The sequence below is a fragment of the Tropicimonas aquimaris genome, from assembly GCF_042676185.1.
GTDB lineage: Bacteria > Pseudomonadota > Alphaproteobacteria > Rhodobacterales > Rhodobacteraceae > Tropicimonas > Tropicimonas aquimaris.
In genome coordinates this window covers 16317-28467 of the sequence record NZ_JBHTJT010000009.1, presented here as the reverse complement: position 1 = coordinate 28467, position 12151 = coordinate 16317, and the positions used below count along the sequence as shown (strand labels likewise).

The window sequence follows — 12151 nt, the reverse complement described above, 5'->3', positions numbered from 1 at the left end:
ATGTCTCCTGTTTGAGTGCTGCCCACGGAGTTGCGGCCGCCCGGCTCGGTCAGATCAAGTCGATACTGAAGCCGGGTAAGGGAGACAGTGGTCAAAGAGATAACGTTGCCCCTCATACATGGGGCGTGCCAGTCGCAAACACAAGGAAAGTTTTTCAAGCAGTCACAGATCGAGCCCGACCTCGTCGAATCCGATCGTCTTCTCGAACTCGGCGATCGCAGTCGCCGCATCGGGAAACGTTCCGAGCATCCGGTCACGGTGATCGCGCAGTTCGACGGTGTTCCCGTCGATCACAACCACGGAGCCTGCGACCGTTCCGTCGACGACCAGCTTGAGGGTGTTTGCCATTTGCGCCGTCTTGACGACGCTGATCTGGTTTCGAGGTGCCATGTAGTGTCTCCCGGGTTGAAACCGACCCGAGAATCCTGGGTAAGCCATCTTCCGCAGAGCACAGCCAGGTCTCGAAGGCCAGTCAAATCTGGAATGGATTTCACGGGATCGGAAAGCGCACATGCTGGCGAGATGCGAGTCAGTGCAGCCGCGCACTTACGAGGTAGCCGATAATCGTTTTCTCTCCGAGCGCCCGAAGCGCTTCGAGCCGATGCAACCCCTCGATCAGGACAAACCGATCACCGTCCTTGCGCAAGCGTATTGGTGTCTTCTGGCCATGTTGCATGATGCTTTCGGCAAGCTCCAACACCTTGTCAGGATCCAGGGTCTTGATGCGTTTGACCGGAACGCGGATCTTGTCGATCGGGTAAGGCGCCTTTTTCAGCATGCGTTTCTCTCCATCGTGTCTCTTCCTCGTGCCCGCCTTGAGTCACCACTCGCAGGGTGCCGTTTCCGGGATCAGGTCTGTGATGCCCCATCCTGCTGTTCGATCCATACAGCGAAGTCGGTAAGCTGATGCTCGCCAAATCCGTGTGTCAAAGGCACGTAGGCCGCATCGCGCCCCCGCGCAACGAGAACTCGCCCGAAACGGATGTCGTTGTTGCGTGGGTCGAACACCCACCACGCGCCGCCGAGATAGACCTCCATCCAGGCCGCGAAATCCATCGGAGGAAATGGCGGTTCCTGACCGATGTCACTGACGTAGCCGGTGCAGTAGCGCGCCGGGATGTTCAGGCACCGGCAGAGTGTGATCGCAAGGTGGGTATAATCGCGGCAGACACCGACGCCTTCGTTCAGAGTTTCGGCGGCCGTGCGTGTCGCACGTGCGTGCTGATAGCCGAAAGTCACGTGATCATGCACGAAGTCGCACACCGCCTGGACGCGCGGCCAGCCTGCCCGGGTGTCTCCGAATTGCTTCCAGGCGAAATCTGACAGAAGATCCGTCTCGCAATACCTGCTCGGCAGAAGAAAGGTCAGGACCTCGCTCGGCAGTTTGCCGATTTCGACCTGGGCAGCGGCAAGATCCTTGAGGTCGGAAAGACCGGGATCCCGAATGATACCATCCGTGGAAACCGTGAAGCGCCCTGCTGGCGCCGACAGTCGACAACACCAGTTGCCGAAGCCGTCACGGTAATTCTCGATGGGAACTGCGGGATTGGTCGTCAGCACATCGGGCCGCTCCAGATCGCTTGCGCGCGAGTAGTGAACATTCAGTAGAAGTATCATCGGTGTCGCTGATGGCAGCTGAAAGCTGAGCCGACAGCCGAGGTGCAGTCGCATGGGGACCGACTTTCTCGCCGACACCTTCAGCGGTGTCTCCGGCGGTTGGGATTGGCCAACGCTTAGCATGTAGAGCCCGCGTTGTCGCCTGCATCGCCAAGGGGGCCAGCTTCTCGTCCTTGGTTCAACGACAACACCTGAAATACTGTCCCTCCCTCCGTGGCTGTTGTCTCCGACAAAACCGCAGTTCTCTGGCTTGCGGCAGACACGGTCTACGGCACTGCCGAGACCTTCGGATGGCTGATCGCGAAACGCATCATCATTCCGTTCATCCCTGTCATCGACAAGGCGGAGCGGGTGGAAAAGCACATTCACCCGATCAGACGCCGAATGGGATGAGTTGAATGATCAATTCATCTGCCCCGAGCGCCATGAGGTGTATCCTCGTCCGCCGACGTTGGGTTGGCGCAGACGTGGGGAGTGGAGCTTGTGAGGAAACGTCAAGGGCAATGAGAACCTGCCCGGACAATCCTAATCAACGTCAGAACCATGGGAAACGCCGAAACTCGCTTCACGGCAGCGGTCCAGAAGCGGCTTGTAACGCGCCATGATCCGGGTGCCCGGGTCCATTGCGGGCCAGTCGTCGCCGGCGGGCTCGGCCCCGGCAAGACGGGCGCGGGTCAGACGGCACTTTGCTCCAACGGCTCCGGAGGACGAACACAGGGCTTCCATTTCGGCAGGCGAGACGGGGCGGCGGTTGTCGGGGTCGGTGAGGTCGAGGAGCGCCCCTTCCGCCCCCTGGTAGAAGTCGGGCACGCCCGGGAGCGCGAGTTTCAGTTCGAGCTGCAGGCGTGACAGTGCCTCGCCCGCGGCAAGGATCGGGGCAAGCCGCGGTGGCTCGTCCCGCGTCCAGTCGGCCACCAGCGCACGGGCAAATGCAGCCGCGGCCTGTTCGACCTCGGCGTCCGGATGCGCCCAGGTTGTCGTCTCCTTCGCCTCGCGCAGGGCCTTCTCTGTATGCTGCACGAGCCGGTCGGCGAGATCCTGTGCGATCGACTGGCCAACGGGCTGCCAGAGCGCGATCAGAGACTGCAGGATGTACCAGCATTGGTTCGGATCGGGGGCAGTGGCTTCGGGAAGGGCGCGGGCGCGGGCCCACAGCGCGGCGAAGTCGTCGGGGCAATGCGTAAGCGCAACGAGCCGCATCCGCGCGTCCTCGCTGCGCTTGGTGTCGTGCGACGAGGTCAGGGTGAGCCCGCGTGATCCTCGGGTCGCCGCCCAGTCGAGGAACTGCGCCCCGTCCCAGGCGGGCTCGTCGGGTTCGGCGCCCACTTCGTTTGCGGCGAGACAGGGCACCCAGCGGAACCCCGCGGTGTCTTCCTGCGCCTTCGCGAGCAGCGCCCCCGACACCTGCTGGAACCGCCGGGTGAGCGCCGCCTCTTCGGCGGTCTCGGATCGCAGGATCGCCTCGACGAGAGCGCGGACCACCCGATCCGAACGGAGGCCTTGCGCGGCCTTCTCGGCTACCTCCTGCCACAAGGTCACGTCAACCTCGCGGGGCGCGCGCCCGGGTTGGATATAGCTGCGGTAGCGCGGGAAGGCGATGAGCAGGGCGAAGACCGCCTCACGAATGGATTCGGCGCCAGCGTCGGTTTCTGGATCGTCGCCAAGCACCGGTTTGCACAGCGCGATCAGCTCGTGCAGTTCGGCCGCAAGTTCCTCGCGCAGTACCTGGTCCTTGGCCTCGGCAAGCGCCTCGCGGAAGCTCATGTCGCGGCCGGTCTCCTCCTGCCAGAGCGCGTGCAGCCGCTGCCAGCCGGCTTCGTCGGTAAGCACGCAGGCGATGGCGCGCGCGGCCTCGTAGCCGGTTGTGCCGGCAGCCGGCCAATCGGGCAGCTGTTCTTCGCCGACCAGGATCTTCTCGACCCAGATCGGCACCGGTCCGAGGTTCGCGGCAAGACGACGGAGGTAACCCGTCGGGTCGGCCAGCCCATCGACATGGTCGACCCGCACACCATCGACCTCGCCAGCATCGACAAGATCGAACAGCAGCGCATGCATGTCTTCGAAGACCTCGGCCCGTTCGACCTGCATCCCGATCAGCGACGTGACGTTGAAGAACCGCCGATGGGTCACCCCGTCACGTTCGTAGCGCCAATCGGTCAGCCGCCAGGATTGGGCGTCGTGGACGGCGCGCAGGGCGTCGCGGTCATTGCGGGAGATGTCTGTGCCGGGGGCAAGCGGCAGGGTAAGCCCCGGCGCTTCGAGCACCGGCCGGCCGGCCTCGCGCCGCAGCGTGAGGTCGCCGCGTTCGAGCGCCTGGTCGAAGGTGCCGTCGAGCAGCGGCAGGACCAGCGGTCCCGCCTGCCAATCGATGTCGAAATGATGCGCGAAACGGCTGTGTTCGCCGTAGCGCAGGACGTCGCGCAGCCAGGGATTGGCCGGGGTGAAGGCGGTATGGTTCGGGACGATGTCGAGGATCAGCCCGAGACCCTGCGCCCTGGCCGCCCTGGCAAGGCGCGAGAAACCCGCGCGGCCACCGAGGGCCGGGTCGATCTCGCCGGGGTCGATGATGTCGTAGCCATGGGTCGATCCGTGCTGCGCGGTAAAGATCGGCGACAGGTAGAGATGCGAGATCCCGAGGGAAGCGAGGTGGGGCAGCCATGTCTCGGCGGCGGCGAAGTCGACGCCGCCCCGAAGCTGGAGCCGGTAGGTGGCTGTGGGGAACATGGTCATGTGCTCACGGCGAAGGCGAAGGGGGAGAGGGCCGGGTCGCCCTCGGAAAGGTCCGGCGACCAGTCGGGCGGCGTGTCGGGCAGCGCCCCGAGATTGGCCGCGATCCGGAGACGGCCGGCGGCGAAGCGCCATTCGGCGGCGATCGAGCGCTGACCGGTGCGCCAGGCTTCGGGGTCGCCGACGAGACCTGAGGCGACACGCGGAACGACGTGCTCGCGTCGGAATGCCAGGCACCGGCGGGTAAGGTCCAGCCAGCCGCGCGCGCGGTCGTCGTCGGCCCAGCCGAGGCGCGAGGCATCGCGCGTGGCGGGGGACGTGGGGTCGGGCACCGTTGCCCCGGCAAAGGCGGAGAACCCGGCAAACTCCGCCCGGCGCCCGTCGCGGTAGGCCTGGGCAAGGTCTTCGCCGGGGTCGGCGAAGAACTGGAAAGGACGGGTCTCGCCGCGCTCCTCGCCCATGAACAGCATCGGCACGAAGGGCAGACAGAGCAGCATCGCATGGGTGGCGCGGGTCGCCGGGTCGCCCGCGAGCGCGACCAGCCGCTCGCCGAGGGCGCGGTTGCCGACCTGGTCGTGGGTCTGGTTGGAATTGACGAACGCGCAGGGCGGCAGGTGGCCCGACGGCTTGCCGCGCGCGATGTCGCTGCCCGCGCGCTCCTGGCCCTGCCGCACCTGGCCCGAACGGAGCGCCAGCAGGAGATCGGCGATCGGATCGACCGCGAAGGAGCGATAGTAGCTCTCTGCCTCTCCGGTCAGCGCACAGTGGATCGCGTGGTGGTAATCGTCGTTCCAATGGGCGTCGAGCATTCCGGTTTCGCGCAGCGCGGTGTCATTGCGCTCGTCCTCGGCGACCAGGTAGACCGGCCCGTCCACGGCGGCACGCGCGGCCGCGGAGATCTCGTCGAGAATATGGATGTCGGAGGGGTCCTGGATCTGGTGGGTCGCATCAAAGCGGAACCCGTCGATCCGGTACTCGGTCAGCCACATCAAGGCATTGGCCCGGTAGAAATCGCGCACCGGCTCCTTGGTGAAGTCGATGGCCGCTCCCCAGGGCGTGCTGCGGGTCTGGTCGAAGAACGGCGGCGCGATGCGGTGCAGGTCGACGCCCTCGGGGCCGAAGTGGTTGTAGACCACGTCGAGCAGCACCATCAGGCCGAGCCCGTGAGCGCGGTCGACCAGCCGGCAGAGATCCTCGGGCGTGCCGTAGGCGTGGTGCGGCGCGAAGGGGAGGGCGGTGTCGTACCCCCAGCCGTGCTGCCCCGGGATCTGGTTCAACGGCATCAGTTCGATGGCGGTGATGCCGAGTTCTACCAGCCCCTCGAGACGGTCGGCGGCAGCGGCAAAGGTGCCCTCGGGGGTGAAGGTGCCGATATGGATCTCGGAGATGACCGCTTCATGCCAGGGACGGCCCGGCCGGTCGTGTTGCCAGCGAAAGCCCGAGAGATCGACAAGGGCCGAGGGGCCGAAAAGCCCATGGGGTTGCGCGCGCGAGGCCGGGTCGACCATCGGCGCGTCATCGACAACCAGGCGGTAAAGGCTACCGGCGGGGGCTGCGAGATACCCCTCGAACCGGTCGTCGGCATCGCGGGCGAGGTCGTGGCGGGTGCCGTCGATTTCGACGGCGACGCGGGTCGCCCCGGGGGCCCAGAGCCGGGCGCGCCATCCGTCGCCGGAACGGGCGACGCCCCAGTACCGCGCCGGGACCCCGTCAGCCATTGTCGAATACCGCAACGCTCTGAGGGGGCATTTCAAGTGGGTGCGCTTCGGGCGCAAGTTCGCGGCTCGCGAGCCGCAACCGCCAGTTGCCCTCCGGGAGGGTGACCGCGGTGGCGTCACCCGCGTTGAACAGCATCAGCAGGTTGTGGTCGTCGCCGTCGAGGATCAACCCGAAACAGAGCGTCGTCGGCCAGTCGCTGTCCTCCATGTGACGCCCCTCGGGGTGCCACCAGTGCACCGCGTCCAGGCGGTCGCCCTGAGCGCCGGAAATACCCTCGAAGGTGCGGCTCGAGAGGTCCGGAAAGCTGCGCCTCAGCGCGGTCAGCCGGGCCACCCAGTCGACGAGGTCGGTGTCGGCCGCATCCCAGTCGAGCCAGGATGTCTCGTTGTCCTGGGCGTAGACGTTGTTGTTGCCGTCCTGTGTGTTGCCCATTTCGTCACCGGCGAGCAGCATCGGCACGCCGCGCGACAGGAACAGCGCCGCGAGCATCGCCTTCACGCGTGCGTTGCGGGCGTCGTTTATGACCGCATCATCGGTCGCGCCTTCCGCCCCCATGTTGTCGGAGACGTTGTGGTCGTGGCCGTCGCGCCCATCCTCGCCATTGGCGTCGTTGTGCTTGTGGTTGTAGGAGACCGTATCGCGCAGGGTGAAGCCGTCGTGGGCGGCGATGAAATTGACGGAGCTCGTGGCCGGGCGGAGCGAATGGCCGAACTGCACGGGCGAGCCGAGGAGCCGTTCGGAGAACCGGCCGGCCATCTCCGGGTCGCGCCGCCAGAAGCCGCGCACGTCGTCGCGGAACTTGTCGTTCCATTCGCGGAAAGGCCAGGGAAAACCGCCAACCTGGTAGCCGCCGTCGCCCACATCCCAGGGCTCGGCGATCAGCTTCACCGACGAGAGCACCGGGTCCTGCTTCATCGCGGCGAAGAAGGCGCCCTCGCGTTCGAACCCGGTCGGTTCGCGGCCGAGCGTCGAGGCGAGGTCGAAGCGAAAGCCGTCGATATGCATGACCTCCACCCAGTACCGCAAACTGTCGAGCACCATGCGCAGCACGGCCGGATGCGCGACGTTGAGCGTGTTGCCGGTGCCGGTCACGTCATAGCAGTGGCGCGGGTGCTCGGGATCGGTGAGGTAATAGGTGAGGTTGTCGATGCCGCGAAAACTCAGCGTCGGGCCCTTCTCGCTGCCCTCGGCGGTGTGGTTGTAGACCACGTCGAGGATCACCTCGATGCCGGCCTTGTGCAGGGCCTTCACGGTGCGCTTGATCTCCTCCACGTGCCCGCCGGCGAGATAGGAGGCCTGGGGCGAGAAGAAGTTGATCGTGTTGTAGCCCCAGTAATTGGTGAGCCCCTTGTCGACGAGGTGCTGGTCGCGCAGGAAGGATTGCACCGGGAGCAGCTCGACCGCCGTGACGCCGATCCGGTTGAGGTGGTCGAGGACGGCCGGATGGGCGAGCGCCGTGAAGGTGCCGCGCTGTTCCTCGGGCACAGCGGGGTGCTGCATGGTGAGGCCGCGCAGATGCGCCTCGTAGATCACGGTTTCCGACCAGCGGCGGCGGATCGCCAGATCGCCGTTCCAGTCGAACACCGGGTCGGAGACCACGCCCTTGGGCACGAAAGGCGCGCTGTCGCGGTCATCAAGGGAGAGGTCGTCGCCGGTGGCGACGTCGTAGCCGAAAACCGCGTCGTTCCAGATCAACTCGCGATCGAGACGGCGGGCATAGGGGTCTATGAGCAGCTTTGCGGGATTGAAACGGTGCCCCCGGTCCGGCTCGTAAGGCCCGTGGACGCGTTAGCCATAGCGCTGGCCGGGGCCGACGTCCGGCAGGAAGCCGAACCATATCCCGCCCTCCATCTCCGGCAGCATCCCCGACTGCGTGGGCGCGCCGGAATCGTCGAAGAGGCAGAGCTCCACCGCCGAGGCGTGTTCGCTGAAGATCGCGAAGTTGGTTCCGCCCTCCTGCGGTTCTGCTCCGAGTATGTTGGAGCGGGCCGCGGACCGGTCGAAGGGGAGGTTGGACTTGGTCATGCAGAGATCCCTTGAAAAACCCCGAGCGCTCCCGGGCCGACCTGCCAACGTGTCACGGCGCATTTGGTTCCACGGAAACCGCCCGAAGGTGTTTGCATCGACACCCACGAGCTTGCCCGGTTCATGGCCGCTGTCCTTTTCTCGTGTGGCTGACCTCACGCACACCCGACTGCAGCCGACCGCAGCCCGTCCGCCGCGTTGCTCCTCGGTTGTGTTTGCAACCGGCGTTTTCACCTTGCATCAATCGGTGCTGACCCCTCATCGGGCCGCGCGAAACAGCCCATGGATGGAACCGTTCCAGCGAGCCTGCGCCTTCGGGACTGACCGAGGGCTACCTGGCAAGGTGGCGAAAAATCGAGGCCGCCGGTGTTGCAGTTCGTCGACGCGCATGGAGACGCAGTGGACACGGACAGGATCGGCGCGTGGCTCGCGGCCGCAGGGAGCGCTTGGGGGGCGTAGAATACCGACCGACCGCTGGTCACGCTCCACTCCGGCATCGCGATCGCAGCAGCGCGAAGCGCTGACGATCAGCTACCCCGTCGCATCGCCGTCCCATGAATGGATGGTGAAGCGCGGATGGGAATTGCCGTTCAGCGCCCCGCGGACGAAGAGTTCAGACCCACAGGCGCTGAAGCCGATCATTTAGCGTCAGAACGCGATTATCTCCAATCCGCTCAGGAGAATGAGAAGGATCGCGACCGGGGCGATGAAGCGCAATATGAGAAGCCAGGCCCTGGTCAGGAGGCCCGGTGCGCCATCTCCAGACACTTCCCTTTTCATGACCGGAGCAATGATCCAGCCGGCGAAGATGCAGATCAGCAGGCCGCCAATCGGCAACAGGAGCTTGTCCGTCAACCAGCTGGCGGAATCGAGGAAGCCCTGGCCCTTGATGAAGTGGATGTCATTCCAGATCCCGACCGACAGGGAGGAGGGGATACCGAGCAGGAAAATGATCACGCCGGATCCGATGGTGGCCGTCTTGCGAGAAAGGCCCATGTTGGTGAAGAAGGCGACGACCGGCTCGAGAACCGAGACCGACGAGGTCAGCGCGGCGATGGTCAGCAGCACGAAGAAGATGATGGCAAAGAAGTACCCGCCGGGCATGGAGTTGAACACTGTCGGCAAGGTCACGAATGTCAGGCCCGGCCCCGCCGCGGGATCCATGCCTAAGGCAAAGACGGCCGGCAGGATGGCCAGCCCGGCCAGGATGGCGACCAGCGTATCCAGAAATACGATCTGGACCGCGGATTTTCCGAGATTTGTCTGCCTGTCGACATAGGATCCGAAGGTCAGCAGGATCGCCATGCCGAGGGAGAGTGAGAAGAACGCCTGGCCGAGTGCGGCCATGACGGTAAGGGCAGAGATCTTGGAGAAGTCCGGCGCAAGGAAGAACTCCAGGCCCTGCGCCGCACCCGGAAGGGTCACGGATCGCGCAACCAGCGCAATGAGGATGACAAAGAGCATGGGCATCAGGAACTTGCTGGCCTTCTCGATGCCCCCGGCGACGCCTCCGATGACAACGGCCATGGTCAGGCTTGCGAAGATGCCATGGTAGACGATCGGGGCCACCGGAGATCCGATGAACGAGCCGAATGCCCCCCCGATCGCTTCCGCGTCCATGCCCGAAAACGCGCCGCCGGCGGACTTGACGATATAGGCAATGCACCAGCCGGCCACGACCGAATAGAAGGACAGGATGATGACGGCTGTCACGACGCCAAGGACGCCAACGAAGGTCCAGCCCGGCTTGCCGATTTTCCGGAAGGCACTGATGGCATCGGTCTGGGCGTGTCGCCCGATGGCGATTTCCGCCAGCATGACCGATAGGCCGATGGTGAAGACGATCCCGAGATAGATGATGATAAAGGCAGCCCCTCCGTTTTCGCCGGCGACATAGGGGAATTTCCAGATGTTCCCAAGGCCGATCGCAGACCCTGCGGTCGCCAGAATGAAACCGAGGCGAGAGCCCCAGTTCTCATGTGCTGCTTTCATTGTCCTGTCCCTGAACTGTCAGCATTCGCAAGGAGCGCTGGTGTGGCTTGCAGCTCAATTCGAGCTTTGGCGGGCCGTAGAGCACAAGAGGTCACCAATGGGAATGCGGCATCCGCTGATCGAACTCTGCTTTTTAATTGTCCTTCAGCAATCCCTGCGCAAGACGGCGAACCGGAAAGCACGGTTTTCATGGGAACGAGCTCCCAGGGTGAGGTAATCGAGATTGAAGCGGAAGCCGCCCTCCGCCAACCGGTCCTTCCAGCCGAAGTAGCCGGGAAGGGCGTTGCGCGGGAAGTTGGTCCGCGGCTGCGGGTCCGTGAGCCCGTCTCGCGGAGACAGTTCGGCAGCCACCGAGGACGGGCCGGAAAGCCCCTCCTGCGCGACCAACGTTCCGGGCAGCAAGAGCGTGACCAAGGCTACTGCAAAACGTTTCGACACAAAGGACACGCGTTCTCCTATTGCGCGCCAGCCTGGGCCTGAATCCCATTTTACGACCGGCGAGGCAGCCGAGGTATGAAACCGCCCCGCCGTACAATCAGTCCGGCGAGTTCTTTGCGATCGCACCGTACTTCATGGTGATCCGGCTCACGGGTGCATCTGCGGTTCCCGAACCGCCGGCCGGTACATGATACTGTCGCTGTCGACCATCGTGTTTTTGTAAGCGCGGCCGTTCTTCATGACGAGCTGCAGGTTGGTCTCGTCGAGGATCAGGTTGATGTCCTCCAGCGGGTTGCCGTCCCAGATCAGGATGTCGGCATAGCTGTCGGGCGCAATCTGTCCGAGCTTGTATGTCGGGTAAGGGTCCTTTGGCCCCGACCACTTGAGCACGATCCCAGCGTTTCCTGTCCAATGCTTCAGGGCCTGCGCGGGGCTGAAACCAGCCTCGACGTTGCAGGTGAGGTCTTCCTTGATCTTCTCAACCAATCCGGGGCTGAAAATGTCCGACCCGCCGACGATGAACATGCCGTATTCGTTCATCCACTTGGACATTCGGCGCACGCCTTCACCCGCGGCAACGCCCTTGAGTTTCTGTTCATGTGTGAAGAAGTCGGGCATCGTTTCATAGCTGCCGAAGGACTTCACGCTCATGTAGCACTGGAAGCTCCAGACGATGTCCTTGGTCTCATTGTATTTTGCGACCATGCGCTTAACCATGACTTCCGAAATCAGGAAGCCATGTTCGAAGGAGCGGGTGCCGAGACGGAGATGCCGGTCGTAACTTTCGTCGTGATAGGCATGAACCGCCACGTAAGTGCCATTGTCCCTTGCAATTTCCACCGCACGAGCGACTTCGTCCTCGGCCAGGCCCAGGATCTCGAGGGGATCGAATTCACTGGCAACACCGCCGCCGCCCATCACCTTGAGAAAAGCTGCGCCGCGACGGAAGTTCAGGCGCGCGGCCCGCGTCACGTCGTCAACACCATCAGCCACCCATGTGTTCGACGTCGCCTGCCCCATATCCAGACCGTTTTCGAGCGTATGCGGCGGGACGTTCCTACCCGCCCAGTCGCTGTGACCGCCGGTCTGACCTATTGCGCCACCTGCAGAATAGATTCGTGGTCCCCTGATCAGATCCATATCGATGGCTTTGGCGATGTCCAACGGATCGCCTGCGATGTCGCGGACCGTTGTGATACCCTTCACGAGCATGTGATCGTTGATGTATTGGATGGCGATCGCCCCGCCCGACGCGTCGTCCCATCGGGTCTGATATGCCGCCGTGCCTTCGGGTGGGTTCAGCATCACGTGCTGGTGCATGTCGATCAAGCCTGGCGTCATTGTTTTGCCGGTCGCATCAACGACGAACGCACCCTCTATCTCGATAGGGTCGGTCGAGACCTGAGTTATTGCGTTGCCTTCGACGAGAACGTTGGCGTCTTCGATCAGATCCGGTCCAAAGCCGTCGAAAACGTCGACATTCGTGAACAGGATCGGCGGCGGTCCCGCTTCCTCCTGTGCGACTGCAGAACTGACGGTTGCTACGGCGAGAGCGACGCCGGCAACCGAGTTGAAGAACTTGCACATTTCCATCTCCCATTGGACGCAGCGCCCCTGGCCGGAACGCTCCAGT

General features: G+C 64.0%; 8 protein-coding genes and 2 pseudogenes. 1 reads left to right on the top strand and 9 read right to left on the bottom strand.

Features of this window, described 5'->3' with window-relative positions; all coding sequences use genetic code 11:
• Window positions 1-162 precede the first annotated feature (162 nt).
• The 3 genes from ACFQ2S_RS10060 to ACFQ2S_RS10050 all read right to left on the bottom strand — a co-directional run bounded on the left by ACFQ2S_RS10060 (window position 163) and on the right by ACFQ2S_RS10050 (window position 1671).
• Entirely contained in the window at window positions 163-390 is a 228-nt protein-coding gene (locus ACFQ2S_RS10060) for a hypothetical protein (RefSeq protein WP_386074337.1), read from the bottom strand.
• A 139-nt stretch (window positions 391-529) separates the two neighbouring features.
• A complete protein-coding gene (locus ACFQ2S_RS10055; RefSeq protein ID WP_386074336.1) occupies window positions 530-778 on the bottom strand; it encodes a ParB N-terminal domain-containing protein in 249 nt (82 codons plus the stop codon).
• A gap of 71 nt (window positions 779-849) precedes the next feature.
• Window positions 850-1671 carry a transglutaminase-like domain-containing protein gene (locus ACFQ2S_RS10050; RefSeq protein ID WP_386074335.1) on the bottom strand — a complete coding sequence of 274 codons (822 nt, stop codon included), beginning with the start codon at window positions 1669-1671 and terminating at the stop codon, window positions 850-852.
• A 192-nt stretch (window positions 1672-1863) separates the two neighbouring features.
• Here ACFQ2S_RS10050 and ACFQ2S_RS24800 point away from each other — a divergent pair.
• A pseudogene (locus tag ACFQ2S_RS24800) lies at window positions 1864-2044 on the top strand (IS5/IS1182 family transposase); the annotation flags it as partial.
• A gap of 98 nt (window positions 2045-2142) precedes the next feature.
• Here the strand turns inward: ACFQ2S_RS24800 and treY are convergent.
• The 6 genes and pseudogenes from treY to ACFQ2S_RS10020 form a co-directional block, all read right to left on the bottom strand.
• Window positions 2143-4341 (bottom strand): malto-oligosyltrehalose synthase, encoded by a 2199-nt coding sequence (gene treY, locus ACFQ2S_RS10045; protein ID WP_386074334.1) that lies wholly within the window; start codon window positions 4339-4341, stop codon window positions 2143-2145.
• A 2-nt stretch (window positions 4342-4343) separates the two neighbouring features.
• Window positions 4344-6062: a malto-oligosyltrehalose trehalohydrolase gene (gene treZ, locus ACFQ2S_RS10040; RefSeq protein ID WP_386074333.1), complete on the bottom strand. Its 1719-nt coding sequence runs from the start codon at window positions 6060-6062 to the stop codon at window positions 4344-4346.
• Window positions 6055-8088 (bottom strand): annotated as a pseudogene (gene glgX, locus ACFQ2S_RS10035) (glycogen debranching protein GlgX). The gene treZ and the pseudogene glgX overlap by 8 nt, the downstream one beginning before the upstream one ends.
• A gap of 648 nt (window positions 8089-8736) precedes the next feature.
• Window positions 8737-10080, bottom strand: coding sequence for a sodium-dependent transporter (locus tag ACFQ2S_RS10030; protein ID WP_386074332.1), 1344 nt, complete (start codon window positions 10078-10080; stop codon window positions 8737-8739).
• 144 nt (window positions 10081-10224) lie between these two features.
• The gene (locus tag ACFQ2S_RS10025; protein WP_386074331.1) at window positions 10225-10527 is read right to left on the bottom strand and encodes a hypothetical protein; all 303 of its coding nucleotides are present in this window, start codon (window positions 10525-10527) and stop codon (window positions 10225-10227) included.
• A 138-nt stretch (window positions 10528-10665) separates the two neighbouring features.
• A complete protein-coding gene (locus ACFQ2S_RS10020; RefSeq protein ID WP_386074330.1) occupies window positions 10666-12105 on the bottom strand; it encodes an amidohydrolase family protein in 1440 nt (479 codons plus the stop codon).
• Window positions 12106-12151: the final 46 nt, after the last annotated feature.

Excerpts from the sequence above, each read along its gene's own strand:
- ACFQ2S_RS10055 (WP_386074336.1), bottom strand. The coding sequence starts at position 778 with ATGCTGAAAAAGGCGCCTTACCCGATCGACAAGATCCGCGTTCCGGTC.
- ACFQ2S_RS10050 (WP_386074335.1), bottom strand. The coding sequence starts at position 1,671 with ATGCGACTGCACCTCGGCTGTCGGCTCAGCTTTCAGCTGCCATCAGCG.
- treY (WP_386074334.1), bottom strand. The coding sequence starts at position 4,341 with ATGTTCCCCACAGCCACCTACCGGCTCCAGCTTCGGGGCGGCGTCGAC.
- ACFQ2S_RS10030 (WP_386074332.1), bottom strand. The coding sequence starts at position 10,080 with ATGAAAGCAGCACATGAGAACTGGGGCTCTCGCCTCGGTTTCATTCTG.
- ACFQ2S_RS10060 (WP_386074337.1), bottom strand. The coding sequence starts at position 390 with ATGGCACCTCGAAACCAGATCAGCGTCGTCAAGACGGCGCAAATGGCA.
- ACFQ2S_RS10020 (WP_386074330.1), bottom strand. The coding sequence starts at position 12,105 with ATGTGCAAGTTCTTCAACTCGGTTGCCGGCGTCGCTCTCGCCGTAGCA.
- treZ (WP_386074333.1), bottom strand. The coding sequence starts at position 6,062 with ATGGCTGACGGGGTCCCGGCGCGGTACTGGGGCGTCGCCCGTTCCGGC.